Here is a 26,244-nt window from a genome sequence, read left to right on the forward strand (position 1 = left end):
CTCTCCCTCACGCATACCGGATTCGCGGATCGAGCACTGCGTAGAGCAGGTCGACCAGGAGGCTGGTGATGACGAAGATCAGGACCAGAATGGTCACGATGGAGACCACCAGGGTGCCTTCGCCCCTCAGGATGGCCTGGTAAAGGGTGTTGCCCACACCCTGAATGTTGAAGATGCGCTCGGTGATCATGGCCCCGCCCATCAGTCCGCCGATATCGGCGCCCAGGTAGGTGATCACGGGAATCAGCGAATTGCGCAGCACATGCCGCACGATAACGGACCGGTTGCTCATGCCCTTGGCCCGGGCCGTGCGCACGTAGTCCTCGGAAATGTTGGAGGTGATCTCCGTCCTGGTCAGACGGATGATGGAAGCCATGGACACCGATCCCAGCACGATGGCCGGCATGAGCAGATCAATGAAGCCCGGATTGGCCCCGGCGGTGGCCGGCAACAGATGCCATTTGACGCCGAACAGGTACTGCAGGATGAAGCCCGTGACGAAAGTAGGCACCGAGATCAGCAGCAGGGAAAAGACCAGGATGATGTTGTCCGACCACTTGCCCTTGGTCAGGCCGCCGATGATGCCGAAGATCACACCGAAGACGCCCTCGAAGACGAAGGCCATCAGGGCCAGCTTGATGGTCACGGGGAAGGCCCTGCCGATCACGCTGATCACGGGCTGGCCGGCGAAAGTGTTACCGAAGTTCAGGGTCAGTGCGTTCTTCAGGAAGAGCACGTACTGCACGATGAAGGGCTTGTCGAGATTGTATTCCGAACGTATCTGTGCGGCAACGGCCTGGTTGACCGGCTTGTCCCCGAACATGGCGGCCACAGGGTCGCCAGGAAGCGCGAAGACCAGCGCGTATATCAGCAGTGTCGTGCCGAGAACGACGGGGATCATCTGCAGAATACGTCGCAGAAGATATTTTCCCATCGGCTATTCTCCTTTGTCATCCGCGACCGGGATCGGCATGGGGATCGGGGTCGCCGCAAAAATTCTTGTTTGAGTCTACCAGCACACCTCAACAGGGGCGCAAGAACACCAAGGCCGACGGGGAGTGGATCCTCCCGCGCCGGCCCGGGCGGTGTCAGTTTTGGGGTGTGGGATTCAGGCTCCCCTCACCTCACTTGCTGATGTTGTAGTATGCGGGGACGCCCTTCCAATTGAAGGAGAATCCCTTGATGTTCTTGGCGGCCACGCCGTTGGAGTTCTGGTAGTAGAGCGGGACTGCGGGCAGGTCGTGGAAGAGCAGCTCCTCGGACTGCTGGTAGATCTTGTTGGCCTCGTCGATGTTCTTGGCGGAGGCCGCCTTGTCCATCAGTTCGTCGAACTCGGGGTTCTTGTAATCGCCGTCGTTGGACCCGTTGCCGTTGGCTGCCGAGCTGGCGAAGTTGCTGGACAGATAGCTCTCGGGAGAGGGGTAATCAGGCTGCCAGCCGGAGCGGAAGGCCGAGTCGGTGAACTTGCGGTTCTGCACGTTGGAGCGGAACTCGCTGAAGGTGGGCAGAGGGTTGCCCGCAGCCTGGATGCCCAGGGCGTTCTTGATGGAGTTGGTGACGGCGTCGTAGATCTCCTTGTGGGCACCGTCGGCGTTGTAGGCGATCTTGAAGGTGTCGCCCTCGCCCCAGGGAGAGATCTTGTTGGCCTCGGCCCAGAGCTCCTTGGCCTTGGAGGGGTTGTACTTGAGCACGTCGGATCCCTTGATGCTGGTTGAATAACCGGGGATAACGGGGGCAGTGAAGTCGTGGACCTCCTTGGCGGTTCCGGACAGCACCTTCTTGATGATGGTTGGCCGGTCGATGGACATGGAGATGGCCTGACGACGCAGGTGGCCCTCCTCATCCTGGCCGAAGTGCTTCATGTAGGTGGGGATGGTGAACATCTGGATGACCGAACCTGGGTCGTTGATGGCCTGGACCGTGTTGTCGGTCTGGAAGGTCTTGCGAGCCGAGGCAGGCAGAGTGTCCAGCACGTCCAGATTGCCAGCCTGCACGTCGCGGTAGGCTGCCGTGGCATCAGTGTAGGCGCGGAACTCAACGCCGCCGTTCTTGACCTTGATGCCGCCCTTGTAGGAAGGATCCTTGACCAGCTTTATGGACTTGTTATGCTCCCAGGACTGGAACTTGTAAGGTCCCACGGTCACTGGCTTCTCTCCGGAGGCCTTGGTGTCCTTGTAGAAGGACTCAGGCAGCGGGGCGAAGGCGGTGTAGCCCACTTGGATGGGGAAGGTGGAGGAGGGCGAGGTCAGATCCACGGTGAAGGTTTTGTCATCGATGACCTTGAGGCCTGACAGCTGGGCATCGCTTGGGGTGCCCTCCTTCTGCAGGTCGTCATACCCCTTGATGTTGGCGAAAAAGCTGGAGCCCAGCTGCTTGTTGGCGATGCTGGACGCCCAGGACCAGGCCTTGGTGAAGGACTGTGCGGTGACCGGGGTGCCATCCGAGAACTTCCAACCGTCGTTGATGGTCACGGTGTACTGGGTGTTGTCCTCGTTGGCCTTGATCTGCTTGGCGATCTCGTTGGCTGGCTTGCCCTTGTCATCGAAGCGGACCAGTTTGGAGAACATGACGTCGATGGGGTTGCCGCCGCCCACCTCGTTGGTCATGCTGGGAATGAGTGGATTGGCCGGCTCCGGGTTGAAGACCGAGATGACGGCATCCGAGCTGCCGCCATTGGTCCCCTCGGCAGAGGAGCCGGATCCGCCGGATCCGCCGCAGGCACCCAGCGTGAGCGCCATGACGCACAGTCCGGCGCCAGCAATGGTCAGGGCCGATTGCTTCTTCATATATACTGCTCTTTCCTTTGGTTGGTTTCCCAAATCCGCCGCCAGTACATAAGACCCGGGCGCGGGTCCGCTTTGGTGCGGATCCGGCCGGGCCAGCGACAACGGATTATGCCGTTTCCGGCACGATCATCACTGTTTCTTTGACAACTCCGCAAGGTTCGGGTAGCTGTTCCAGCACAGTGTCAATCCTTGCACATTCTTGGCTGACGCGCCCTTGTTGTTGGCATAGTAGAGCGGCACCGCGGGCATGTCCTGCAGAAGAATCTCCTCTGCCTGTTGGAAAAGCTTGTTGGCTTCGTCGGTGTTCTTGGCCTTGGCAGCCTGCTTCAGCAGATCGTCGAACTTGGGGTTCTTGTAATCGCCGTCGTTGGACCCGTTGCCGTCCGCTGCCGAGCTGGCGAAGTTGCTCATCAGGTAGCTTTCAGGAGAGGGATAGTCGGGCGACCAAGCCGACCGGAAGGCCGCATCCTTGTAGGCGCGCTTGTTGACGTTGCCTCGGAACTCGCTGAAGGTGGGCACAGGGGTGGCCTCGGCCTTGATCCCCAGTGTGTTCTTGATGGAGTTGGCCATGCCGTCATAGAAGTCCTTGGCACCGCCGTCGGCGTTGTAGACCAGCTGGAAGCTCTTGTCGGCCGGCCACTGGCTGATGGCGTCGGCCTTGGCCCAAGCATCCTTGGCCTTCCTGGCATCGTACTTCAAGTTATCGGAACCCTTGAGGTTCTTGGCATAGCCAGGGATGGTGGGTGCCGTGAAGTCGGTAGGCTGCACGCCCAGGCCGCCCAGAACCTTGTCGATCAGCATCTTACGATCCAGAGCCATGGAGATGGCCTGGCGACGCAGGTGGCCCTCCTGATCCTGGCCGAAGTGCTCCATGGTGGTAGGAATGGTGAACATCTGCAGGACGGAGCCGGGCTCGTTGTAGCCCTTGACCAGACTGTCTTTCATGAAGGTCTTCTGGGCCGAGGTGGGGATGGTATCAATCGCGTCCAGGTTGCCAGCTTGCACATCGGCGTAGGCCGAGGCGACATCCGTATAGACCTTATAGTCGATACCGCCGTTCTGAATCTTGACATCACCCGTGTAGGAGGCGTTCTTGCGAAGCTTGACCATTGTGTTGTGCTGCCAGGAATCGAACTTGTAAGGACCCGAGCTTACCGGGTTCTCCCCGTAGGCCTTGGTGTCCTTGTAGAAGGACTCAGGCAGCGGCGCGAAGGAGGTGTATCCCACCTGGATGGGGAAGGTGGAGGAGGGTGAGCTCAAATCCACGGTGAAGGTCTTGTCATCCACGACTTTCAGACCTGACAGCTGGGCGTCAGCAGGCGCGCCCTCTTTCTGCAGATCGTCATAGCCCTTGATGTTGGCGAAGAAGCTAGATCCCAGCTGGCCATTGTTCACATTGGCTGCCCAGGACCATGCCTTGGTGAAGGACTTGGCTGTAATGGGGGTGCCGTCCGAGAACTTGCGCCCATCGACCAGAGTGACCTTGTACTGATCCATGTCGTCGTTGCCCTTGATCTCCGAGGCCAGATCATTGTGGGCCTTGCCGTGGTTGTCGAAACGGACCAGCTTGGCGTTGATGGCATCCACCACCTGCCCGCCGCAGCTCTCCACAGTATTGCTGGGAATGAGCGGCTTAGCCGGCTCACACCCATGGATCGAAACGACGGTATTGTTGCCTGACTGGCTGCTGGACGACTGCTCGGCACCCTCAGTGCTGGTGCCGCCGCCACCGCCGCAGCCGCTGGCCAAAAGCGCCAAGGCACAGATGGCTGCGGACACGAGCGTAAGCTGTGAACCCTTCTTCATTGCTGCTCCCCTTGTTTATATATTTGTTGATCGTTAGCGTCACGTCTGCAACCAAGGACACCAGGATGACCGAACCTCAAAGATCCCTGACCGACGTTAAAGCCACAATACGCCATATTCTGGTACGCGGATGTTTCGTAGAGCAAGTCCCATCTCATTTGCCGAATCTCAGGCCCGTGGAAAAGCCTGCCTGTACCGTGCGCGCAGCTGCTCGATGGATACGTGAGTGTAGCGCTGGGTGGTTCGCAGGGAGGAGTGGCCCAGCATCTCCTGAACCTCACGCAGGTCGGCTCCCCCATCCAGCATATGCGTGGCGGCCGAGTGCCGCAGAGCATGGGGGGCGATGTCGGGCACTCCGGCTTGGCCAGCCGCTTGGTGGACCACCTTGCGGACCTGCCGCTGACCAACCCTGCCGCCAAACTGACCCAGGAAGAGGGCCTGACCTGCCTTGCGGGCCGATTTGGCCGTTGCACACGCCAGGATCGGCCGCCCCTCCCCCAGCCAGCGGTCCAGGGCACGATCGGCGGGCAGGCCGTAGGGCAGGACCCGCTCCTTGGAACCCTTGCCCAGGACCTTTACAGTGCGGCTGTGCCGGTTCACGTCACCCAGGTCCAATCCGCAGAGCTCGGCAACGCGCATGCCCGTGGCGTACAACAGCTCCAGCATGGCCGCATCCCGCACATGCAGGGCCGCCTGAACTGTCTCGTCCACCCGGGGCTCGACCGGATCCTGGTCGACCGTATCCATCAGGGTGCGGGCCTGGTCATGCGTCAGGATCCGAGGAAGATGCTCGGACTGCTTGGGACTGCTCAGGGCCAGGGTGGGGTCGGTCTTGATGCGGCCGTGCCGACTCAGCCAGCCGAAGAAGGACCTCAGTGCGGCCGTTTTCCGGGCCATGGTCGAACGGGCGTGGGTCGATGCCTCGTGGGCCAGCCAGGACCTGATGGCGGCCAGATCAATCTGCGAGGGGTCATCGATGCCGCGCAGATGCATCAGGTGCAGAAAGCCCGCCAAGTCAGCCCGGTAGGAGCGGACCGTATTGGGACTCTTGCCTGCCACCCGGGAAAGATAGTCGGCGAAGTCCTGCAGATCCTGTTCCACTATGGGCGCTCCCTTTGCTCGGCTGTGCGGTATCTGCAATACAGTCTAGGCGCTCTCACCCTCGTCGCAGCCGCAAGCGATACTGATGAAGGAGGTGGAAGGCCATGCGTTTGCCAGCAGCCATACCGGCCGGAGCACGGCTGGTGGTCAGGATTTCCTTGGGGTCGGACCCGGAAGACGGAAGGCTCAAGTTCCGTGACTACGTGGGCCACGTGGTCGACTGGGACGGGCATCGGCTGATCCTGGACAGGGATCCGGCGGCCAATGGGTCGCGTCCCGGGGAGCGCGTGACCCTTCAGGCAGCAGACATGGTGGCGCTGAAGCCGGTTCCGGAACGCCGCTCACCCCGCCCGGACCCTCCGGATCTCAGTCGATGACCGGCGGGTGCAGCACCCGGGCCCTGCTGGTGGTCAGGAAGGCCGAGACCTGCTCGCCACGCAGGGCCGAATCCAGCAGATCCTGCCGCCAGTCGCCCTCCTGCGGATCCAGTTCCAAATCAGTCGTGGGCATCTGCTCCTGGTCGCCCAAGGCAGTCTTGTAGCGCCGGAAGGGATCGGCCCGGAGGAAGAATTCCCTACGCTTTTCATCGGCCTCCGGCTCCTGATCGCGCAAGAGAGAGGCCATGCCCTGCAGATTCTCGACAAGGGCATCCAGAAGGTCCGCCACCTGGTCGGCGTTCTCTTCCACCATGGCCCGGGTCCGTTCCGGGTCGGTCAGGGCCACACGGGTCATGTCCCGCCAGGATCCGGCCGCCAGGGCCGAGGCCACACGGCGGTCAGACGATTGCGCGAGCATGTCGGCCAGGGCAGTGGCCACCACATGGGGCATGTGCGAGATCAGTGCCGCAGCCCGGTCATGGGTGGCATCGTCCAGGGCGATCAGTCGGTTGCCCAGCCCCTGGGTGACCATGTCGGCCACAGTCAGGAAGCGGCTGTAATCCGTCTGTTCATCGACGCAGAGGGCCCAGAGAGCATCTTCCAAGAGGGCCGGGTCCGAATCCTCATAGCCGGAGCCCTCGCTGCCCGCCATGGGATGGGCGCCTACATAACGATCGGCCAGACCGGCCTGTTCGACCTGCCTGCGGACCGGACCCTTGACGCTGCCCACGTCGGTCAGGGTGGTGCCACGGGTCAGCACCGGAGCCAGTGCCTGAAGCACGTCTGGCATGGCCCGCAAGGGAGTGGCTAGGACCAGGACGTCGGGCTTGCCCTTGGCCAGCTCCTCCAGGGTATCCATGCAATGGATCCCCTGGCTGCGGGCCTGCTCATAGGGACGGTCGTTATGGTTCCATGCGATCACGAACCGACCCCGGGCAGCCAGGCGGCGGGCCAGTGATCCACCGATCAGGCCCAATCCCGCCACGGCAATCTTGTGGGCCGAGGTCAGCACCGGCGAAGCGGCCATGCCCGCTATTGGGTGCATATGTTGGAAGGGCGCGGATTCATCTACCATAACAACTCCTTGCTGATCGTCTCGGAACCGGGGCCCTCACCCCGGAAGGCCCCCGCCCTGGGCAGCATCCATTCACGGATGGGGGGCGCCGGATGCGGGGTGCTCGGATGGACCGCCAGGGTCTTGAGCCAGTCCCCCCTTTCCAGCAGGTCGGCCAGCACCTGATGCAGACCCTTCTGCCATGGTGCGGCGTCGATGCTGGCTACGAAGCTGTAGGTCCCGTCGTGCCCCTTGATGGGCCGGGACATGAATGATGTCATGTTCAGGCCTGCATCCCGCAGACGGTCCAGCAGGTTGGCCAGCACGCCCGGCCCGGTATTCAGGGGAATAAAGGTGACGATGGACTCGAAATCCCCGCCTGATGCCAGGCGTCGTGCCAACCCTGCGGCCTGATCCCGGGGTGCCAGCATAAGAAAGTCGGTGCGGGCCCCCTGATAGTCCTGAACCTCTCGCCGGTAGGTCTCCAGCCCGTAGAGGCTCCCGCAGATGCGCGGCCCCAGAGCCACCTGATCGGGGCCCAGATCACGGCAGGCCGCAGCATTGGAGTTGGCTGTCACCGGATTCAGGCCGGTCTCTTTGACGAAGCCCTTGCACTGGGCCAGTCCGTGGGGGTGGGCGCCGACCTGGCGCAGATGGCCGTGGTCGGACCGAACGAAGGCATCGAAAACGATGGGCAGGCGAACCATGCCGAATCCTGCCACCGCTTGAGCATCAATCAGGGCGTCCATATTGGGCACCACATGGCCCTCCACGTTGTTCTCCCAGGCCAGTACTCCCCAACCTCGGCTCCCCTCCACGGCGGCCACGATGGCAGCCGCATCCGTGCAGGGCCTCAGATCTGCTTGGCAGCCCAGCCTTGTCTCCATGAGGCTGGCGGCCTCAAGGGCGGCCTGATGGGTGAAGGTCCCCTCGGGACCCAGGAAGTGCAGAGGAATGCAATCGGGCAGGGTCGCCGGTGATTCTGGCAGAATCTGGCTCATGTCGATCGCCACTTACAGCGCAGGGGGCCGTCAGCGAACCAAGAGGCAGGCAGGCAGATGGCCAGGGTCTGAATCAGGACCAGCCCGCCCATCCAAAGGAAGACCGCATACTTTGCAAAGAAGGCGGGAAAGCTGGCATAGGGCATGAGCACATCACCGCCCGGTCCCCGCATGGAAAGCAGCCAGACCGCGACCGTCGAGGCCACCAGATGCAGGGCCAGACCCATGGTGCCGCTGTCGCATCGAACCCACCAGGCAGCCAGGGCCACCAGCAGATAGGCCAGGACCATACCCCAGGGCAGACCCTGGGCGGCCCCGGAACGCTGGACCAGGGTCCCCAGCACGCCCACCGCCAAGCCGATGGGCAGGCCCAGCAGGCAACGGAAGGGATTTGCCTTGCCGGACTCCCCCGCCGAATGGGAGGCGGCCTGTTCCTTGGATTTGGAAACCTGAGAGTTCATGGGTTCAAGACTAGTCCGACCCGGTCACCGTGGGTCGGCCGGGTCGCACTGATCTGATAGTGAGAGAAGGCTTACTTCTTGTTGGCCCTGCGCTGGCGGGCGTTCCACTTGTACCAGGCATCCCTGTCCAGGATGATCTTGCGCACACGGATGGACTCGGGAGTCACCTCCACGCACTCATCATCGTTGGCAAAGTCCAGGGACTCCTCCAGGCTCATGTCGATGGGCGGTGTCAGGGTCTCCAACACGTCGGCGGTGGAGGAACGCATGTTGGTCATGTGCTTCTCCAGGGTGATGTTGATGTCCAGGTCGCCGGGCTTGTTGTTGATGCCCACGATCTGTCCCTCGTAGACAGGCGACTGGGGCTTGACGAAGAACTCGCCGCGGGCCTGGAGCTTCTGCATGGCGTAGGGGCTGGCCTTACCGGAGCGGTCAGAGACCATGGATCCGTTCTGACGGGTCTTGATGTCACCCGCCCAGGGGGCGTAGCCGGCGGAGATGGACGAGGAGATGCCGGTGCCGCGAGTGGCGGTAAGCAGGGCGGTGCGGAAGCCCAGCAGGCCACGGGAGGGCACAGTGAACTGCATCCTGACCCAGCCGGAGCCATGGTTGGTCATGGTCTCCATGCGGCCCTTGCGATCGGCCATAAGCTGGGTGACCGCGCCCATGTACTCCTCGGGCACGTCGATGGTGTCGGATTCCATAGGCTCCTGAAGCTTGCCGTCCACGGTCTTGGTGACCACTTGGGGACGTCCCACGGTCAACTCGTAGCCCTCGCGGCGCATCTGCTCGGCCAGGATGGCCAGGGCCAGCTCGCCACGGCCCTGGACCTCCCAGGCGTCGGGCCGGTCAGTGGGCAGCACCTTGATGGAGACGTTGCCGATCAGCTCGCGGTCCAAGCGGTCCTTGAGCATGCGGGCGGTCAGCTTATGGTCCTTGCCCTCGGTGCCGGCCAAGGGCGAATCGTTGGTGCCGAAGGTCATGGAGACGGCCGGGTCGTCCACGTGGATCAGAGGCAGGGGGCGGGGGTCGTCCTGATCGACGATGGTCTCACCGATCATGATGTCCTCCACGCCGGCCACAGCCACGATGTCTCCGGGGCCGGCCTCCTCCACCGGGAAGCGCTGCAGGCCCTTGGTGCGCAGGATTTCGGTCAGCTTGAAGTTCTCGATGGACCCGTCCACGCGCGACAGGCCGTACTGGCGGCCCTTGGTCAGGGTGCCGTTGTAGATGCGCACCAGGCCCAGACGTCCCAGGTAGTCGGAGGCGTCGATGTTGGTCACATGGGCCTGCAGGGGCGCGCCCTTCTCATACTCCGGGGCTGGGATGTTGTTCAGGATGGCCTCAAAGAGTGGCTCCAGATCGTCGTTGTCGGGCACAGCACCGTCGGCAGGCTGGTTCAAAGAGGCCTTGCCGGCCTTGGCTGCACAGTAGATGACCGGCAGGTCCAGGAGGGAATCCAGGTCCAGATCCACTCCCTCTTCGCTCACGTCCTGGGCCAGGCCCAAGAGCAGGTCGGTGGACTCGGAGACCACCTCGGAGATGCGGGCATCGGGCCGGTCGGTCTTGTTGATGACCAGAATGACGGGCAGCTTGGCCTCCAAGGCCTTGCGCAGGACGAAGCGGGTCTGGGGCAGGGGCCCCTCGGAAGCATCCACCAGCAGGACCACCCCGTCGACCATGGAGATGCCGCGCTCCACCTCGCCGCCGAAGTCGGCGTGGCCGGGGGTGTCCACCACGTTGATGGTGATGCCGTCGGGCTGGCCCAGCTTGGCTGCCAGGGGGCCTGTGTACTTGACGGCGGTGTTCTTGGCCAGGATGGTGATGCCCTTCTCCCTCTCCAGATCGTTGGAGTCCATGACCCGGTCGGGCACCTCCTCCCGCTCGGAGAAGACGTGCGACTGCTGCAGCATGGCGTTGACCAGGGTGGTCTTGCCGTGGTCAACGTGTGCCACAATCGCCACATTTCGTATATCGCCGCGTACCGCCATCAAAACCTCATTCTCGTGAATGCTATCCATGCCCTGCCGGCCTGTCTGCCGGCTGGCGTGGTCCCGGAACTGGACAAACAGAGACAAGTGTAACCGCCTTGTGTGACAGGCGTTCACTGCTCCTCGCCCTGGGTCGAGCCATGTGCCGGATCCGGGGACTGGAGCTGGCCGGACAGCTCCTGGCGAGCCTGGGCCAGGGCCGAGTCCTCGTCGGGCAGGAATGGAGCCAGGGAGGGCAGATCCTCCAAGGATTGCAGGCCCATCCGCTCAAGAAAGAGGTCGGTGGTGACCAGCAGGGCGGCATGGGTCTGCTCGTCCAGACCCTCCTCACGAACCAGGCCGCGCACCAGCAGGGCCCGGATGACCCCGTCGGAGTTGACCCCGCGGATCTGGCCCACCTGAGCACGGGTCATGGGCTGGCGGTAGGCCACGATGGCCAGGGCCTCCAAGGACGCCTGGGAGAGGCGTGCCGTCTGGCCGTCCTTGACGAAGGCCGCCACCACGGGCTGGTAGGCGGCCCGGCTGGTCAGCTGCCAGCCCCGGGCGGTCCGACGCAGTTCAAATCCTCGGTCGCTATAGGATTCAGCCAACGATTCCAGGGCGGCATTGACCGGGTCAGGATCCACGGCCAGCACCCGGGAGAAGTCCTCTGCAGTCAGCGGTCGGTCCGTGGCCACCAAGATGGCCTCCAGACAGGCGGCCAGTCCGCCGGGAAAGTCCTGCACGTCGAAGTCCACATATTCGGGACGGGTATCGGGAGCCGAGGTTTGGCTCATGCGAAGTCCCCCTCACTGATCAAGGCCGTTTCCGGCTCCTGGGTCTGTCCTATCCAGCGCAGGTAGAGCGGCTGGTAGGGGCCATCCTGGCGATACTGGATCAGCTCCTGCCTGAAGAAGATCAGCACGGCCAGGAATCGTGCCACCACCTGCGCCCGACCCTTGGAGGAGGCGACCAGATCGGCGAAGGCCACCGGCTGACCAGGCTGTTCCAGCAGGGCCTGGCGAACCTGGTCGGCCTCCTTGTTCAGGTCGACCAGGGGCACGTGCAGCTGGTCCAGACGAACCTCTGGGGCCGGAGCGTTGACCAGGGCATTGGCGCAGAGCAGCGCCAGATCCTCTGGTTTCAGGGTCCAGACGAGATCAGGCAGCAGATGGGCCAGCTGAGGCTCCAGATGGCCAGGATGCGGGTAGCGGCCCGAGTTGGCGGCCAGCCTGGCTCGAAAGTCCTGCCCCGCCTGTTTGAAGGCCCGGTACTGCAGCAGCCTGGCGAAGAGCAGATCACGCTCCCGAAGTGCATCCATCGAGGCCTGGTCGCGCATGGACTCGTCCTCCACAGGCAAGAGGGCAGCGCTCTTGGCCTCCACTAACACCGAGGCCACATCCAGGAAGGCGCTCGCCTGGTCTAGTCCCTGACTGAAGTCCAGGGTGCGCACATAGTCCAGAAACTCCCCGGTGATGGAGGCCAGGGAGACCTCCGTCAGGGTGAGCTTTCGGTTGGCCAGCATACCCAGCAGCAGGTCGAAGGGTCCCTGGTAGACATCCAGGTCGACGGCGAAGCCGTCCGCTGATCCGCTCACGCCACGATGCCACGGGCGATCAGTTCCCGGGCGACCTCCCGATACTCCTTGGCGGTCTTGTGCTCGGGGGCAAACATGGTGATGGGCTCGCCGGCCACCGTAGCGTCGGGCAGCTTGATGGACCGGCTGATGATGGAGTGCAGCACCTTGCCCTTGAAGGCCTCGTAAATGCGCTGAAGCACCTCATCAGAATGCAGGGTCTTGGTGTACATGGTGACCAGCACCCCGTAGATTTGCAGGTCAGGGTTGATGCGGCTGCGGACCTTCTCAATGGACTGCATGAGCAGAGCCACGCCGCGCAGGGCGAAGAACTCGGCCGCCACGGGAATGATGACACCGTCCGCAGCGGTCAACGCGTTGACAGTCAACAGACCGAGCGAGGGCTGGCAGTCGATGATGATGGCGTCATACTCCTGCCGCAGGGGACGGATGGTGGCCGCCAGGGCCTGTTCCCGGCCGACCTCGGTGACCAGCTGAATCTCAGCGGCCGACAGATCGATGTTGGCCGGAATGATGTCCAGACCGTCAAAACGGGTGTGCCGGACCACCTCGTGAACATCCAGGGAGGTGTCGAACATGGCGGTGTAAATGGTGTTGTCCACGCTGTTGGCATTGATACCCAGACCCACGGTGGCCGCGCCCTGGGGGTCGAAGTCCACGATCAGCACCCGTCGCCCATACTGGCACATGGCCCCGGCGATGTTGATCGATGAGGTCGTCTTGCCCACGCCGCCCTTCTGGTTGCACATGGCGAGGACACGGGCCGGGCCGTGCTGTTTCAAAGGCTCCGGGGCAGCGAACGTCTCATACTCGCGCCCTAACAAATCCGTAGGCATGCCTCTACCCTATCAAGTTCCGACCGCATTCGCGGGTTGGCGGGTCAGCGGGCGCGAGGATGGGCCGTCTGGTAGGTCTCCATCAAGGCCTGGGGGCTGACGTGTGTGTATATCTGCGTCGTGGTCACCGAGGCATGGCCCAGCAGCTCCTGGACTGAACGCACATCAGCGCCTCCCTCCAGCAGATGGGTGGCGAAGGAGTGCCTCAGCGTGTGGGGATGCAGGGGCCTGCTCAGACCCGCCCGGCGGCCGGCATCCCTGACCACCTGCCAGACCGTCTGCCTGGTCAGCCGCTTGCCCCGCTTGTTGAGGAAGACGGCCCGCAGCTCCCTGCCCTTGGTGGCCCGACTGCACAGGGTGGCCCGACCCAGATTCAGATAGGCCTGCATGGCCTGGCAGGCGTAGGAACCCATGGGCACCAGACGCTGCTTGTCGCCCTTGCCGGTCAGACGAACCACCCGCTCGCCCAAGTCCATGTCCTCCAGGTCGGTGCCGACGGCCTCCGAGACCCGGCAACCGGTGGCGTACATGAATTCCAGCAGGGCCTTGTCCCGCAGGACCACCGGATCCTTGGACCCGCCCATGGCGGCCACATCAAGCAGCCGGGTCACCTGATCCACATCCAGCACGTCCGGCAGGGCCGAGGTGCCCTTGGGAGCCTTGACGGTGCGGGAGACATCCTGGTCGGTCACACCCTGTTTGAGGGCGAACCGGTGCCACTCATGGACGGCAGCCATCCTGCGTGAGCGGCTGGCTGGACTCTCGTCGGCCAGATGGGCCAGAAAGCCCTCCACATCGGCGGTTTGGATCTGCCCCAGGCTGGTGATGCCCCTACCAGACAACCAGCGGATGTACATGTTCAGATCGGACCGATAGGCCTTGACCGTGGCCGGGGCAAGACCCCGTTCCAGACCGGTGTAGGCCAGGAACTGATCCAACAGGGCTGTCAGCCCCTCCTGATGATCACCGTCCACTCCCGCTTACCCTCCGGTTCTCTTCATCAGCGCTGTTCTTTGGCCATATTCTAATGCCCCGTTTCCTTTTTCCATGCTCCCAACGCGCTCAAGACCCAATCGGACCGTTCAAGGGACCCCCGAACCAGCCTCTGGATCCCTCTTGCCAAAGGAACCGTCGGTAGGGGCCGGCCTCCCTGGTGATGGTATCGGTCAAGTTCATTTTGACCATCATGACCCGGCATGACCCGGCCCGGATTCAGGTGGTTACTGACCATGGTGAAGAACTCGGTGGAGCTCATCTGGAAGGGTATGGCGATGTCCTGATAGGCATCGACCATGATGAGGTCGTAGCGCTGACGGGTGACCGCCGGGACAAGGAGGTTGGTGGAGACGGTCACGATCAGCAGTCCCGAAATCAGGATGATCAGGGCAGTCCAGATGGCCGCGGCCATAATGCACAGGTAGGGCCTGTCCGGATCAGGATTCCTGTCGGCCCAGTGCCCCCCCCAAGGCGCCCAGAGCCAAGTGATCATGATGGTCCATACGATCTGGGAGGACGGGGAGTAAGGAGCCAGCAGGCGGGAGGCCCCCGGTTGGGCGGCCTGGCAGCCATGTCAGAGAAGAACTCCACCGCCTAGAGAAAGACCCGCAGCCGAGGGACGGGCCGTGACTGATTGATCGCGGCGCCTGCTGATTCTGGAGATTCTGCCGAGACGGCCGATGCGTCTAGGCTGTGGTTATCGTTCATGGCGGCTCCCGGCATCATTGTCGCCAATCAACTTACCGTCCCCCTGAGGAATGGCCGAATATGCAAAGAACCCCGCGAAAGGCGAGGTTCTTGAAACGTGGCGGCCAGGTCCGATCAGGCAGCGACCGGAGCGTTCACATCGGCAGGCAAGGCCTTCTTGGCCTCAGCCACGATGGCGTTGAAAGTGTCGATGTCGTTGACGACCAGATCGGCCAGGGCGCGGCGATCCAACTCGATACCGGCCAGACGCAGACCCTGGATGAAGCGGTTGTAGGTGATTCCCTGGGCGCGGCATCCGGCGTTGATGCGCTGGATCCACAGCTTGCGGAAGTCGCCCTTGCGGGCCTTGCGGTCCCGGAAGTTGTATGTATATGAATGAAGCAGCTGCTCCTTGGCCTTGCGGTAGAGACGGGAGCGCTGGCCACGGTAGCCTGACGCCCGCTCCAGAACGACCCGACGCTTCTTATGCGCGTTGACTGCCCGCTTGACTCGTGCCATAGATATTCCTCAGCTTTCTAAAATCTCACTCGACGCGACGGCACCCGCTCAGCGGGCCAGCATCCTCTTCATGTTCTTGGACTGGGTCGGAGCGAGCACCTCGTCAGTGGACAGGTGACGACGCTTCTTGGCCGACTTGTGCTCCAGATTGTGGCGCATACCGGTCCCGGCGTGCATGAGCTTGCCCGAACCCGTGGTCCGAACGCGCTTGGATGCGGCGGAGTTACTTTTCATCTTCGGCATTGCTGCCCTCCTTGGATTTCATCTGCTTGGGAGAAGTATTGTTGGAGCCCGCAGTCTCCTTTTCGTCGGCCTTGGCAGCCAGATGGGCCGCCTGGCGGGCCTTGCGCTCGGCACGGGCCTGGCCACCCCGCCGACGCTGCTCAGACTGGGTGTGGACCTTCTTACCCTTAGGCGACAGGGTCATGATGATGTTGCGCCCCTCCTGCTTGGGGGCGAACTCGATGGAGCCCAGATCCGCGACGTCGTCAGCCAGCTTGCGCAGGAGCTCCACGCCGCCGATGGGCCGGGACTGCTCGCGCCCACGCAGCATGATAGTGACCTTGACCTTGTCTCCGGCGGACAGGAAGCGGCGCACGTGCCCCTCCTTGACCTCGAAGTCGTGGTCGTCGATCTTCAATCTGAAGCGGATCTCTTTGATCTCCGACATGCTCTGGTTGCGGCGCGCCTCACGAGCCTTGATCTTCTCGTTGTATTTGAACTTGCCGTAATCAATGAGCTTGGCGACCGGAGGCTTGGCCTTAGGTGCAACCTCGACCAGGTCAAGGTTGGCCTCCTTGGCCAGGTTGAGGGCGACGGAGGTCGCAATGATTCCCACCTGCTCGCCGTTGGGCCCGATCAGGCGTACCTGAGACACTCGTATATCGTCGTTAATCCTTGGTTCGTCGCTAATGATGACTCCTTCTCAAATACCACAACATCCACTGCCTGCAGCCAATCCACATGAGTCCAGGCGAAAAGACCATCGCTGCAAACGACGCGCTTTCGCATTCATGAGCGATTCTGTAAAACACAACAGAGCACCGCCACTTCTCGAACCCGAAGTCATGAGAGACTTCCAGGTGGGTCACCCGCTTTCTTGATTCCTCAAGCCGAGGGATATACTAGCACAACGCCGATGAGCGGTCAACTCCGACCGACCTGATCCTCCGAGTCCTGGCTGACCAAGCGCCAGGCCTCTTTCACCACTTCCAGAAAAGCAGCAGGATCATGCGCGAAACGACCTAGAAACACCCCATCGACCGTCGGCCAAAGCTCAGTCAACAATCCCGGAGCAGCGGCCCCTCCATATATGAGCGACAGATTGCGGCATTTGGGACCAAGCTCATTTTTGATAATCGAACATACCTTTCGAACGTATTCAACTGGAGCGGGGCTGGAAGCCCCGACGGCCCAGACCGGTTCATATGCAATCCAGGCTGGAAGGTCAGGCTTCTCACCAAGTCCCATTTCAATCTGCTTTAAGCAATAATCAGCGGCCGCGTCAGGCCCTTGGTTGATGAGCTCGCCCACGCACAGCAGGGGTGTCAACCCATTGCGCCAGCATGCACGAACCTTTCGCCCGATGAGTTCATCATCTTCCCCATACATGCGACGGCGTTCCTCATGACCCACTTCAGCCACGGTCACACCCAGGTCACAAGCATCCAGGGGCGAGACCTCCCCAGTAAACGGGCCACGGTCTTGATCGCATACATCCTGAATGCCGAGATGAACATCCGCGGACAGCAGGGCCTGTCCAGCCTGCTCCACCGTAAGGTAATCCGGCAGAACCGCCATGGTCACCTTGTCCAGCGGGAGGGCTACGGCATTGAGAAGATCGGCTAATCGTCGACAATATGCCAGTGTCTGTTTCCTTGTAAAATACATCTTCAGGCTTATGGCCACAATCGGCTTGTTCATCTTCCCCACTTAGCGCAATGAAAATTGACTGTCTGCTGCCCACGGATTCATCATTGCTGATGAAGCTCAAATTGACGGATGCGCGCCACCTTTGGGCCACTTCTGGAATCAGGATCGAACTCACTGGCCAGATAAGCCCTTAACAGGCATTTGGCTGTTTCGGGTCCCAGAACCTGAGCACCCATGGCGATGATGTTCGCATCATTGCTGCGGCGTGCACGCTCGGCTTGATATATGTCCGATACGCAGGCGCAATAGGCTCCCGGCACCTTATTGGCCGAGATCGAAACGCCTAAACCCGTCCCGCAAAGCAGGACGCCTCGATCCGCTTCACCCCGAACCACAGACTGCGCAAGGACAATGGCCACGTTGGCGTAGATTGGATCATCAGTAGGAAAATCGATCACCTCGTGACCCAGGCGTCTTGCCTCCTCCATAAGCACATTCTTCAACCCTGCAGCATTAGGATCGGCTCCGAACGCCAGTCTCATTATCTTTCACCTTTCCTTGAATCTCGAATATCGACTTATCGGGCTAGCGGCCTATACCACAATGCCTAGGACGGCATCCACCAGCAGCAGAGCAATCAGACCTGCCACCGATTGGACAGTCACCAAGAAGCTCCATGTCTTCAAGGTCTGAGGAACTGTCATGTCCAGATACTCCTGAAAGAGCCAGAAGGCGCCATCATTTACATGAGAGAAGATCATGGCTCCTACGGCGATGGCTAGAACAGCCAGCGCCTTATGCAAATCATCAGCTTGCGCAACCATCGGAGCAACGATGCCCGCTGCAGCCGCCACAGCGACCGTGCCAGACCCAAGAGCAACTCGGAAGAGCGCGGCGATCAGCCAAGCCAGCAGAACGGTGGGAATGGCCCACTTGGCCGTGGTTGTCGCTATTTGATCGCTCAGACCAGTGCTCTGCAGCATTTCCTTAAGGCCACCGCCTGCGCCAATGATCAGCAGAACATTGACCACACCTTTTAGGCTGGTCTTGCTCTGACTCAATGTTTTCTTGGCGGTCATGCCCGAACCGAGCCCCAAGAAGATCAGCGCGTACAGGGCCGACAGCAGCAAGGCGACTACAGTATTTCCAAAGAATTGCGTAATCACATAACCGACGGAGCCCTTGGAGAAGACCGCCTTGCCGATGGTGCCGATGATCAGCAGAATTGGGGCCAGCAGAACCGAAGGCAGCGATTTGAGCATGCTGGGGGCCTGTGCCAGGGCGTCGTCCTTGGTGGCATACTCAGAGCCGTCGCTTACCTGATAGCGAAGGTAATACCGTTGCATGAGCTTGGGGAACAGCCAGACACCGGCCGCGAACACAGGAATGCAGATTACGATGCCGATCATGGAAACCAACCCGAGATCCACCCCGATTGCGCCCGCACCGATGACGGTAGCAGGGCCGGGAGGAAGCAGACCATGGGCGGTCATCATACCGGCTGCCATAGGTATGGCTACGTAAAGCGCACTGGTATGAGTCCTCTTAGCCACAGAGAACACAATTGGGATAAGGAGCACGAAAGTGACCTCGAACAAATTGGGCAATTCGATGATCAAAGCCACCAGACCTACGGCAAGGGGGATTAGAGCCTTCTTGCTCTTGCCCACGATCACGCTGGCTATTCGTTCGGCACCGCCGCTGCTGACGAGCATCCCACCGATAATGGCTCCCAAACCTATCACGATACCGGTGGTGGACAGCTGAGAACCGAATCCCGTAGTAAAGGATTTGACGGTCTTCTCCGTGCCCAGGCCATTGACCAAACCAAGGCACAAAGATGAGATGATGAGCGCCACAAAGGGATGTAGTTTGCAGTACACAATCAAAACTATTAAAACAATGATGGCGGCAATGCCGCTGAGAACTGGAAGCATGACACTCTTTCCTTGAATGTATGACCAAAAGATGGCCCCGGAACCATAAGGATGCCGGGGCACGTCGAACAGTCAGGGAAGCGGATGACATCCGTTGTCGACCTCTTTCGCCTGACCGCCGGCAGGATCTTGACAATCAGCGATTGACCCTGCTTGATCCGATGGCGCAGGCAATGTTGAAGGCATTCTGGCTTGAGGTGATGTTGGCCTTGTTCTGACCAACCAGATCGAATGCCGTTCCATGCGCAGGCGTATCTATGAAGACAGGAAGACCGCCTTGGACAGTGACTCCACCGTCAAAGCCCATCAGCTTTATAGCGATCTGGCCCTGATCGTGGTACATCGTAACGACACCGTCATACCTGTCCTTGGCGCCAATAAATATGGTGTCAGCCGGATAGGTCCCATCCACGTTGACACCGGCCTGCCGAGCCTGCTCGATACCGGGACGAATGATATCGATCTCCTCACGGCCAAAAATGCCGTTCTCGCCATTATGGGGGTTCAAAGCGCAAACACCAAGGCGGGGTTCTGCTATGCCCGAGTCATGCAGCAGGTTGTGCAGCAGAGTGATTGCGCTGACCACACCATCCTTGGTGATACGGCCCGGCACGTCCTTGAGTCCCATATGACTGGTCACCCTTGAAGTCCACAATCCTGGAATGATATTGATTTCACTCGTAAACCCATTGAATCCCAGTTTCTTGGCGAACCAACGGAGTTCGTCGAGCTCGTTCATGCCGCCCAGGTGCAGGCTGGTCTTGTTCAGCGGCATGAAAACCATGGCTTCAATTTTGCCATCGCGCGCTAGATCAAGTCCACGACTGAGCTGATGCAGTGCGCGCTCGCCGGCTACCTTGGACGTCTGCTTGACGGGGATAGCGGTTTCAGGTAGCGAATGATCGTCGAGAACGGCTACCGCATCATCATTAGGTTGACCAGCAATGGGGACTTCGAGGCCGGCCTTCTCGGCCGCGGACTCCACCTCAACCCTGTCAGCCAAAACATAGATGTCGGCGGACTTACGGTTTTTGGGATCAGCGAGCAGTCTGACGCCAAGTTCAGGGCCAATGCCGGCCGGATCGCCGAACGTCATGGCAATACGCGGTTTTGTTGATGCATTTGCACTCATATGTACTCCTTTGTTGGATATGGTGTTGGTTTATTTCCCCAAATCATTGACCGATAGGTTCATCGTTTCGAAGGTCACGGCCGGGAAAGTAGTTTCTGCAGGTATCCAGCGTTGTGAGCGCAGACAGACAGGACATCGCCCCCGTAGTGCTCACAGATGAACATGCCCTGGTATCCGCAGCTTTGGGCATAATGGACCGCCCAACGGTAATCGATGATGCCGTCACGCAAGGTTGTGGGTATAGCAACGTGCCAGGAACCGTCAGGGGCTTCGTCGCGCTGATAGTTCTTCAGATGCCAGTAAACCGCATATGGAAGTGTTTTCCGATAGGTTTCGCGCCAATCATCGATCCGCCGGTGCAGACGTACCAGGTTGCCTACGTCAGGATTGAGACCCACGTTGTGCAGGCCTACTTCGGATACGAAATGAACGGCGGAGTCAGCGCGGCCCAGATAGGTGTCCTCGTACATCTCCAAAGACATGACCATTCCTGCGCCATTGGCATGCCGGCCCAGCTCTCTGATTCTGCGCACCGCAGTCTGCCAGCGTTCAGGGTCGTCAGGCGGATCTACCGGACCTTGTCCCAGCCAGAACCAAAAGGCCTTGCGTTGCGAGGGGCTCAAGGGCTGATGCAGTCCGGTTGAAAAGACTTTCATGCCCATCTCTGCTGCAGCGTCAATGCTGGCGTGCGCATAAGCCAAATTGCTCTGCCCGATTCCCGGCTGTATGACGCTGGCGCGCTGCACATGCAAGGAAGGCAATTCAACCCCGCAGCTTCGTGCAGTCTCCACCAGTTCATGCCTCCTTGCAGGGGTCATGTCCGCCGGCCTGATCCAGGCATCCGACAGTTCGGCGTAATGGAAACCGGCAGCTGCTATCGCTGTGAAAACCTTGGCCCAATCGCTTGGGTCGGCCTCGGACATGGATCTACCGTCGGCTCCTTGCAGAGGCGCTCCATTCAGGCAAGTGGCAATCACTGGCTTATTGATCACGGCCATGCTCATGAGAGCACCGCCTTGTCGGCATTGCACTGTTCTTCGCTGGCCAAATCCTTAAGTAAGGGGCTTACGGCTTGGACAATCATGGCAAATGAGACCGCTCCTGGGTCTGGAGTACCCAGATCCTTGCTGCCATGGGCTTTCGCGCGACCCTTCTTGGGAAGCATATCGGCTGTCTCCTCAGCCCCATGGCGAGCGGCTTCTGCAGCGTGACTCCACGTATTTGCCAGCGAGTCCCCGCAACTCGCAAAAGCTTGCACAAAAGGATGCACGGCATCGACCATGGTCTTGTCTCCCGGTTTCGCCCCGCCAAACTCCATAAGCTGCTTGTCAGCGTCGCGCCAGCCCTCTGCAATCTCCTCCTTGCCAGGTCTCGATGAATCAGAGAGATGACCTGCTAGGGATGCCAGCAATTCGCCCCAGAGCGCTCCTGACGTGCCGCCTGCCTTATCGGCCCAAGCTTCAGCGGCTTCCTTCAATGCAGTTCGGCAGCCGGACCCAGTTGCAATTGCTTCATCTGCAGCTTTTGAGGCTGCTTCAGCACCGCGCTGCATGCCGAGTCCGTGATCCCCGTCACCCGCCACTGCATCTATCCGTCCCAGATAATCCACATTGTCGTCAACGCATTGCATCACAGTCTGCATGATTCTGGCCATGCTTTGAGCAGCCTGTTTTGACTCCGGAGTGGCCTGCTGTTCTTTTTCAGTCGGACCATCCTCCTGCACAGACATTTCAGCATCTATATCCGTCTGATTTGCATCTGTACGATCGCCCAGGTGCAAAGCCGGCGTCTCCGCGCAAGCACACCAAAGAGGCTCCAATTCCTCATCCAGCCAGCACAAGGACAGCGACAATCCGTTCATGTCAAAACTGGTGCAAAACTCCCCCACCAGAGGTTGGATCAGTCGCAGACCCAGCTGTGACAGACGTCGCTGGACAGCATCGTATACCGCAAAGAGCTCATCGGACTTAAGGGCGCCCAAGCCGTTAAGAATGGGAGCCACATGCGCCTCATGCATTTGACGATCCACGGGTCTTTCATCCATGAGACGTCGGACCAGCAGATCCGCCAAACCGTCGATAGTAGGCCGATCTGTTTGGCCGATTCCAGGCTCTCCATGGATTCCGAGCCCTAGCGACATACGGCCTTCAGGGACGCTGAACAGTGGTTTGTCCGACCCGGGCAGCGTGCACCCGGAAAATGCCACACCCAAGCTTCGTGTGCAGGCATTGGCACGCATGGCCAAGGCCTCCACAGAATCCAGGTCCATTCCCGCCGCACAGGCAGCTCCAGCGATTTTGAAAACCGCCATATCGCCCGCTATGCCCCGGCGTTCCTGGATTCGATCTGGAGGGGCGGAATACAGATCATCGGTAACCGGCAGAACCCGTACATCATGGCCTTCAGCACGAAGCATGCGTGCAGCCTGGTTGAAATTCAGCCGATCTCCTTCGTAGTTGCCGAAGATGAGGATTATGCCTCGCCCTTGATCGGCTCGACGGCAAACGTCAACAACCTGCCTGGCGGACGGAGATGCGAATATATTGCCTTGCACGGCCGCCTGAGCCATGCCTGGCCCCACGAGTCCCGCGAATGCCGGATAGTGTCCCATGCCTCCGCCAATTACCAGCGCAACCTGATTATCCCTGGAACGTGTTGGACGAATCACGCCGCCTGGGCATGCCTTGACATATCCAGGATTGGCCTGGACGAATCCTCTGATCGATTCCGTTGCGAATTCACCGACATCATCAATCCGACACGCCATCGTGCGCATTCCTCTCTGTCCCCGAGATCTTCACTCGGAAAGGTGGTGAGCCCAGGAGCATGACACTGGGCTCTTCTGTTTTTCAGATCCGCTTCAGGACATCGCCATCCCTCACGGCACTTTCAGTAATAGCAAAAACGCCCACTAGAAGCGAATATTTTACGCATAAATGGTGATATCGCGCATCGAATACCAGATATTTTTGCAAATATTTTCACTTATTAGGTATTTATTGGAATGTGAATCAATGAAAACGACATGCTGCATGAACTGCCAAGCGTTTGGATATAGTTTGCATCGAACAGGTCGATCAGCCCATGCCACAATGCACGCCTGTATTTGCTGGTGGAGCAATCCCGCCTACTGCCGGACCAGATGTGCTGCCGTCGTCTGGTCAACGACCAGGTGAGTAACCAAGCCGGCATTAAGAGCCGTAGTCAAGGCTTGAACCTTATTTTCATCGGCTACGATGAACAGACGGGTCGGCACCCTGAGCAACTCCTCTCGGCTCAGTCCAGTCGACCTCTTGTTGATAGCCAAATCACGCATGCTGCCGTCGCTGCGGTAGAAGGTGGAAGTCACGTCCCCTACTACATGCTCACGGTTGAGCTCTTCGCGATCATGACGGGACAGCACTCCCGAACCGAACAAAGGACTGGGCGTGGCCCCGTACGGGGTGCCAACAGAGGTTATGATCAGATCCAGGGAACGCCGCAATTCCAGCATCTGACGAATGCTGGTCTCTTTCCACATCATCTCACGGGTTTCACTGGAATCGAAGATGGCAGGAGCAGGGAACAAATGAACTTGAGCGTCATATGCAGTGCCGAAGCGAGTGAGAATCTGAGTAAAATAATTTTCCCCGAAGGAAAGCGTATTCCCGAAACCATGAAGCTGCAGAATCTCAACACCCGATAGGTGCTTCGGTATCAGCTGAAGGGAAAGGGATTCTGTAGTACGACCCCACGCCACCCCGATGACCATATCGGAATTGGCCATCTTCCAGATCTGCGATTGAGCGGCATCCCCTACGGCAACCCTTCGCCTGGTGGCATCCAATATCTCACCAGTACCCACGACAACTGCGTGGATATGGAACTTCTCCTCAAGGTGATGTCTCAGCTCGAGCGCCGAATCCTCCTGGCGATTGATGGTGAATTCGATGATGTGGCGGCGTTTCGCCTCAGACAGCAGACGTGAGACCGTTGATGCGGACACATCAAGCTCTCTTGCAACGGCAGCAACTTTCATGCCGTGCACCCAATAGAGTTCAGCGGCATCCGCCATCCTGCCTCTGGCGACATCAGGGCGTAAAGCCATGGAGGGTACCCCCTATCCAGCTCTTTAAGCTGTATTCAAGGGTACCGCGTTATTTTCCTGGATCCTGAAGCTCTGGCTTGGTCCCATCGTGGATGAAGTAGACGTCATACCAGGTGAGAAAGGAGTACACGGTCCAGATCTTGCGGCGGGCGTCGTTGCGTTTGGCATAATTGTCGTCCAGCATGCGCAGCAGGCCCTCCTGGTCGAAGAGTTCAGCCACCCACTCCTGCTCGAACATACTGCGGACCAGACGATAGTAACGCTCCTGATGCAGCCAATCCCGGATGGGCACAGGGAAGCCCAGCTTCTCCCTGGCGGACCACTCGCGGGGAATATGGCGGTTGGCGGCCTTGCGGAAGGCAAACTTGGTGTTCTGATCAGTGATCAGGTATTTGGTGGGCGCCTTCTCGGCCACATCCATCAGCTTGCGGTCCAGCAGGGGCACCCGCAGCTCAAGGGAGTGGGCCATGGTCATCTTGTCAGCCTTAAGAAGGATGTCTCCGGGCATCCACAGATGCATGTCCAGATACTGCTTCTTTTTGATCTCGGACAGGCCGCTCCCCTTGATCCGGGCGTAGATCCTCCCAGTGATCTCAGAGACCCGGGGAGCCTCGCGGTAGGGCGGCCTGAGCAGTCTGCCGGCCTCGTCTTCGTCGAAGACCCTGGCCTGGCCGATGAAGCTCTCCTCGGCAGGGACCAGATTGGCATACAGGTGCCAGGCTCCGTGGAAGTGTTTGCCTTTGGCCCAATGGCCGATGGCATACCTGGCCTTGCGAGGCAGCCTGCCCAGAAGACGGGTGGCATCCTTGATGATGCGCGATCGTGTGTGCACGCCGTAGTCGACGTACCCGGCGAAAAGCTCGTCGGCGCCCTCCCCGCTCAGAACCACGCGCAGATCGCGGCTGGCCAGCTCGGAAAGGAAGAAGAGCGGCACGCAGGAGGGGTTTGAATCCGGCTCATCCATGTACCACTGGATCTGGGGGAAGTAGCGAAAGGCCTGATCACCGTCCAGGGACTCGGCGGTGTTGTTGAGCTTAAGCATGGAGGCCAGCTCGCCGGCCTGGTCACACTCGTTGTAGGTGCCCTTGCCGAAGCCGATCGAATAGGTGCGCCGGGGGCGCGCCAAGGCGGCCACATAGCTGGAGTCCACCCCTGAGGAGAGAAAGGAGCCCACCTCCACGTCAGCCACCTGGTGGACTTTGACTGAATCCTGGACAGTTCGATCGATGGAGTCGACCAGATCCCTCAGGCTCTGTCTGCTCTCGCCGAAGGCCGGGTCGTAGTACTGGCGGATGCTCATCTGACCGTCACGAAAGGTGAACCAATGACCCTCCGGAAGCTTGAAGACCCCCTTGAAGAAGGTTTCGGGCAGGGCCGAATATTGGAAGGTCATGTAGGGGCGCAGAGCCTGAGCGTTGAGTTCCTTGCGAAAGTCCGGATGCTGCAACAGGCTCTTGATCTCCGAGGCATACATGAAAGTGCCGCCCATCTGGGCGTAGTAGAAGGGCTTGATGCCGAAATGGTCCCGGGCCCCGAAAAGCTCGCCGAGGCCACGGTCCCAGATGACGAAGGCGAACATGCCCCGCAGGTGGTTGACCACCTGGTGGCCCCACTGCTCGTAGCCGTGCAGGATGACCTCGGTGTCCGACTCGGTGGAAAAGGTGTGGCCAAGGTCGATCAGCTGGCGGCGCAGTTCGCGGTAGTTGTAGATCTCCCCGTTCATGGTGATGGCCATGGAGGAATCTTCATTGAAGATGGGCTGGTCGCCCCCTTGCAGATCGATGATGCTCAGGCGACGGAATCCCATGGCCACCCGCTCATCGACGAAATGGCCTTCATTGTCAGGGCCGCGGTGAGCTATGATATCCGTCATCCGCTTAAGCACATCCGTCTTTTCCTCGGCGGTGGCATCGCTGACGAACCCGGCTATTCCGCACATTGATATGACCCCCTATCAAGCCATCAGCAAGTCCACAATAGACCCAAAAGACGATGGCTCTGCACTTGGCTCGTGCCGGAGCCTCT

25 protein-coding genes are annotated in these 26,244 nt (G+C 60.1%); 1 reads left to right on the plus strand and 24 read right to left on the minus strand.

The window, feature by feature from the left end; all coding sequences use genetic code 11:
• Positions 1–7: 7 nt before the first annotated feature.
• The 4 genes from J3T95_RS03145 to J3T95_RS03160 all read right to left on the minus strand — a co-directional run bounded on the left by J3T95_RS03145 (position 8) and on the right by J3T95_RS03160 (position 5,693).
• The gene (locus J3T95_RS03145; RefSeq protein WP_220237127.1) at positions 8–934 is read right to left on the minus strand and encodes an ABC transporter permease; all 927 of its coding nucleotides are present in this window, start codon (positions 932–934) and stop codon (positions 8–10) included.
• Positions 935–1,124: 190 nt separating this feature from the next.
• The gene (locus J3T95_RS03150) at positions 1,125–2,786 is read right to left on the minus strand and encodes a peptide ABC transporter substrate-binding protein (RefSeq protein ID WP_267450356.1); all 1,662 of its coding nucleotides are present in this window, start codon (positions 2,784–2,786) and stop codon (positions 1,125–1,127) included.
• Between the two features lie 129 nt (positions 2,787–2,915).
• Positions 2,916–4,592 carry a peptide ABC transporter substrate-binding protein gene (locus J3T95_RS03155; protein ID WP_220237125.1) on the minus strand — a complete coding sequence of 559 codons (1,677 nt, stop codon included), beginning with the start codon at positions 4,590–4,592 and terminating at the stop codon, positions 2,916–2,918.
• Positions 4,593–4,760: 168 nt separating this feature from the next.
• On the minus strand, positions 4,761–5,693 hold the full coding sequence (locus J3T95_RS03160; protein WP_220237124.1) for a tyrosine recombinase XerC: 933 nt from the start codon (positions 5,691–5,693) through the stop codon (positions 4,761–4,763).
• 104 nt (positions 5,694–5,797) lie between these two features.
• Here J3T95_RS03160 and J3T95_RS03165 point away from each other — a divergent pair, with 104 nt between their 5' ends.
• Positions 5,798–6,070 (plus strand): DUF6725 family protein, encoded by a 273-nt coding sequence (locus J3T95_RS03165; RefSeq protein WP_220237123.1) that lies wholly within the window; start codon positions 5,798–5,800, stop codon positions 6,068–6,070.
• Here the strand turns inward: J3T95_RS03165 and J3T95_RS03170 are convergent.
• The 20 genes from J3T95_RS03170 to asnB all read right to left on the minus strand — a co-directional run bounded on the left by J3T95_RS03170 (position 6,060) and on the right by asnB (position 26,158).
• Positions 6,060–7,097 carry a prephenate dehydrogenase gene (locus J3T95_RS03170; RefSeq protein ID WP_267450583.1) on the minus strand — a complete coding sequence of 346 codons (1,038 nt, stop codon included), beginning with the start codon at positions 7,095–7,097 and terminating at the stop codon, positions 6,060–6,062. The genes J3T95_RS03165 and J3T95_RS03170 overlap by 11 nt on opposite strands.
• 41 nt (positions 7,098–7,138) lie before the next feature.
• Entirely contained in the window at positions 7,139–8,125 is a 987-nt protein-coding gene (locus J3T95_RS03175) for a prephenate dehydratase domain-containing protein (protein WP_267450357.1), read from the minus strand.
• Positions 8,122–8,586, minus strand: coding sequence for an alcohol dehydrogenase (locus tag J3T95_RS03180; RefSeq protein WP_267450358.1), 465 nt, complete (start codon positions 8,584–8,586; stop codon positions 8,122–8,124). Before J3T95_RS03180 ends, J3T95_RS03175 begins: the two co-directional genes overlap by 4 nt.
• 71 nt (positions 8,587–8,657) lie before the next feature.
• On the minus strand, positions 8,658–10,577 hold the full coding sequence (typA, locus tag J3T95_RS03185; RefSeq protein ID WP_220237385.1) for a translational GTPase TypA: 1,920 nt from the start codon (positions 10,575–10,577) through the stop codon (positions 8,658–8,660).
• Between the two features lie 113 nt (positions 10,578–10,690).
• Entirely contained in the window at positions 10,691–11,353 is a 663-nt protein-coding gene (scpB, locus tag J3T95_RS03190) for an SMC-Scp complex subunit ScpB (protein ID WP_267400184.1), read from the minus strand.
• Positions 11,350–12,153, minus strand: coding sequence for a segregation and condensation protein A (locus J3T95_RS03195; protein WP_220237119.1), 804 nt, complete (start codon positions 12,151–12,153; stop codon positions 11,350–11,352). The genes scpB and J3T95_RS03195 overlap by 4 nt, the downstream gene beginning before the upstream one ends.
• Entirely contained in the window at positions 12,150–12,989 is an 840-nt protein-coding gene (locus J3T95_RS03200; protein WP_015021621.1) for a ParA family protein, read from the minus strand. Before J3T95_RS03200 ends, J3T95_RS03195 begins: the two co-directional genes overlap by 4 nt.
• Positions 12,990–13,033: 44 nt before the next feature.
• Positions 13,034–13,963: a site-specific tyrosine recombinase XerD gene (xerD, locus tag J3T95_RS03205; RefSeq protein WP_267450359.1), complete on the minus strand. Its 930-nt coding sequence runs from the start codon at positions 13,961–13,963 to the stop codon at positions 13,034–13,036.
• A gap of 50 nt (positions 13,964–14,013) precedes the next feature.
• The gene (locus J3T95_RS03210; RefSeq protein WP_267450360.1) at positions 14,014–14,478 is read right to left on the minus strand and encodes a hypothetical protein; all 465 of its coding nucleotides are present in this window, start codon (positions 14,476–14,478) and stop codon (positions 14,014–14,016) included.
• A gap of 329 nt (positions 14,479–14,807) precedes the next feature.
• The gene (rplT, locus tag J3T95_RS03215; RefSeq protein ID WP_015021618.1) at positions 14,808–15,191 is read right to left on the minus strand and encodes a 50S ribosomal protein L20; all 384 of its coding nucleotides are present in this window, start codon (positions 15,189–15,191) and stop codon (positions 14,808–14,810) included.
• A 48-nt stretch (positions 15,192–15,239) separates the two neighbouring features.
• On the minus strand, positions 15,240–15,434 hold the full coding sequence (gene rpmI, locus J3T95_RS03220) for a 50S ribosomal protein L35 (RefSeq protein ID WP_015021617.1): 195 nt from the start codon (positions 15,432–15,434) through the stop codon (positions 15,240–15,242).
• Positions 15,415–16,107, minus strand: a complete 693-nt coding sequence (infC, locus tag J3T95_RS03225; protein ID WP_110417009.1) for a translation initiation factor IF-3 — start codon at positions 16,105–16,107, stop codon at positions 15,415–15,417. Before infC ends, rpmI begins: the two co-directional genes overlap by 20 nt.
• A 230-nt stretch (positions 16,108–16,337) precedes the next feature.
• A complete protein-coding gene (locus tag J3T95_RS03230; RefSeq protein ID WP_267450361.1) occupies positions 16,338–17,114 on the minus strand; it encodes a triose-phosphate isomerase family protein in 777 nt (258 codons plus the stop codon).
• Between the two features lie 50 nt (positions 17,115–17,164).
• Positions 17,165–17,605: an RpiB/LacA/LacB family sugar-phosphate isomerase gene (locus J3T95_RS03235; RefSeq protein ID WP_220237116.1), complete on the minus strand. Its 441-nt coding sequence runs from the start codon at positions 17,603–17,605 to the stop codon at positions 17,165–17,167.
• A 51-nt stretch (positions 17,606–17,656) separates the two neighbouring features.
• On the minus strand, positions 17,657–19,000 hold the full coding sequence (locus J3T95_RS03240) for a GntT/GntP/DsdX family permease (protein WP_267450362.1): 1,344 nt from the start codon (positions 18,998–19,000) through the stop codon (positions 17,657–17,659).
• Positions 19,001–19,136: 136 nt separating this feature from the next.
• Positions 19,137–20,132 (minus strand): 4-hydroxythreonine-4-phosphate dehydrogenase PdxA, encoded by a 996-nt coding sequence (locus J3T95_RS03245; protein WP_220237114.1) that lies wholly within the window; start codon positions 20,130–20,132, stop codon positions 19,137–19,139.
• Between the two features lie 74 nt (positions 20,133–20,206).
• A complete protein-coding gene (locus tag J3T95_RS03250; RefSeq protein ID WP_267450363.1) occupies positions 20,207–21,136 on the minus strand; it encodes a sugar phosphate isomerase/epimerase family protein in 930 nt (309 codons plus the stop codon).
• On the minus strand, positions 21,133–22,908 hold the full coding sequence (locus tag J3T95_RS03255; protein ID WP_324123849.1) for a dihydroxyacetone kinase family protein: 1,776 nt from the start codon (positions 22,906–22,908) through the stop codon (positions 21,133–21,135). Before J3T95_RS03255 ends, J3T95_RS03250 begins: the two co-directional genes overlap by 4 nt.
• A gap of 351 nt (positions 22,909–23,259) precedes the next feature.
• Positions 23,260–24,186, minus strand: a complete 927-nt coding sequence (locus J3T95_RS03260; protein WP_220237111.1) for a sugar-binding transcriptional regulator — start codon at positions 24,184–24,186, stop codon at positions 23,260–23,262.
• Between the two features lie 82 nt (positions 24,187–24,268).
• Entirely contained in the window at positions 24,269–26,158 is a 1,890-nt protein-coding gene (gene asnB, locus J3T95_RS03265; RefSeq protein WP_267450365.1) for an asparagine synthase (glutamine-hydrolyzing), read from the minus strand.
• Positions 26,159–26,244: the final 86 nt, after the last annotated feature.

This window comes from Bifidobacterium sp. B4079 (assembly GCF_026537385.1).
Taxonomy (GTDB): Bacteria; Actinomycetota; Actinomycetes; order Actinomycetales; family Bifidobacteriaceae; genus Bombiscardovia; species Bombiscardovia asteroides_I.

What these genes read in the sequence shown, in the direction of transcription:
- asnB (WP_267450365.1), bottom strand. Translation starts at nt 26,158, where the DNA reads ATGTGCGGAATAGCCGGGTTCGTCAGCGATGCCACCGCCGAGGAAAAG.
- J3T95_RS03250 (WP_267450363.1), bottom strand. Translation starts at nt 21,136, where the DNA reads ATGAGCATGGCCGTGATCAATAAGCCAGTGATTGCCACTTGCCTGAAT.
- J3T95_RS03255 (WP_324123849.1), bottom strand. Translation starts at nt 22,908, where the DNA reads ATGCGCACGATGGCGTGTCGGATTGATGATGTCGGTGAATTCGCAACG.
- J3T95_RS03165 (WP_220237123.1), top strand. Translation starts at nt 5,798, where the DNA reads ATGCGTTTGCCAGCAGCCATACCGGCCGGAGCACGGCTGGTGGTCAGG.
- J3T95_RS03230 (WP_267450361.1), bottom strand. Translation starts at nt 17,114, where the DNA reads ATGAACAAGCCGATTGTGGCCATAAGCCTGAAGATGTATTTTACAAGG.
- typA (WP_220237385.1), bottom strand. Translation starts at nt 10,577, where the DNA reads ATGGCGGTACGCGGCGATATACGAAATGTGGCGATTGTGGCACACGTT.
- J3T95_RS03210 (WP_267450360.1), bottom strand. Translation starts at nt 14,478, where the DNA reads ATGATCACTTGGCTCTGGGCGCCTTGGGGGGGGCACTGGGCCGACAGG.
- rpmI (WP_015021617.1), bottom strand. Translation starts at nt 15,434, where the DNA reads ATGCCGAAGATGAAAAGTAACTCCGCCGCATCCAAGCGCGTTCGGACC.
- J3T95_RS03260 (WP_220237111.1), bottom strand. Translation starts at nt 24,186, where the DNA reads ATGGCGGATGCCGCTGAACTCTATTGGGTGCACGGCATGAAAGTTGCT.
- J3T95_RS03175 (WP_267450357.1), bottom strand. Translation starts at nt 8,125, where the DNA reads ATGAGCCAGATTCTGCCAGAATCACCGGCGACCCTGCCCGATTGCATT.
- J3T95_RS03150 (WP_267450356.1), bottom strand. Translation starts at nt 2,786, where the DNA reads ATGAAGAAGCAATCGGCCCTGACCATTGCTGGCGCCGGACTGTGCGTC.
- J3T95_RS03180 (WP_267450358.1), bottom strand. Translation starts at nt 8,586, where the DNA reads ATGAACTCTCAGGTTTCCAAATCCAAGGAACAGGCCGCCTCCCATTCG.
- J3T95_RS03155 (WP_220237125.1), bottom strand. Translation starts at nt 4,592, where the DNA reads ATGAAGAAGGGTTCACAGCTTACGCTCGTGTCCGCAGCCATCTGTGCC.
- rplT (WP_015021618.1), bottom strand. Translation starts at nt 15,191, where the DNA reads ATGGCACGAGTCAAGCGGGCAGTCAACGCGCATAAGAAGCGTCGGGTC.
- J3T95_RS03200 (WP_015021621.1), bottom strand. Translation starts at nt 12,989, where the DNA reads ATGCCTACGGATTTGTTAGGGCGCGAGTATGAGACGTTCGCTGCCCCG.
- J3T95_RS03145 (WP_220237127.1), bottom strand. Translation starts at nt 934, where the DNA reads ATGGGAAAATATCTTCTGCGACGTATTCTGCAGATGATCCCCGTCGTT.
- J3T95_RS03170 (WP_267450583.1), bottom strand. Translation starts at nt 7,097, where the DNA reads ATGGCCGCTTCGCCGGTGCTGACCTCGGCCCACAAGATTGCCGTGGCG.
- J3T95_RS03235 (WP_220237116.1), bottom strand. Translation starts at nt 17,605, where the DNA reads ATGAGACTGGCGTTCGGAGCCGATCCTAATGCTGCAGGGTTGAAGAAT.
- scpB (WP_267400184.1), bottom strand. Translation starts at nt 11,353, where the DNA reads ATGAGCCAAACCTCGGCTCCCGATACCCGTCCCGAATATGTGGACTTC.
- J3T95_RS03240 (WP_267450362.1), bottom strand. Translation starts at nt 19,000, where the DNA reads ATGCTTCCAGTTCTCAGCGGCATTGCCGCCATCATTGTTTTAATAGTT.
- J3T95_RS03245 (WP_220237114.1), bottom strand. Translation starts at nt 20,132, where the DNA reads ATGAGTGCAAATGCATCAACAAAACCGCGTATTGCCATGACGTTCGGC.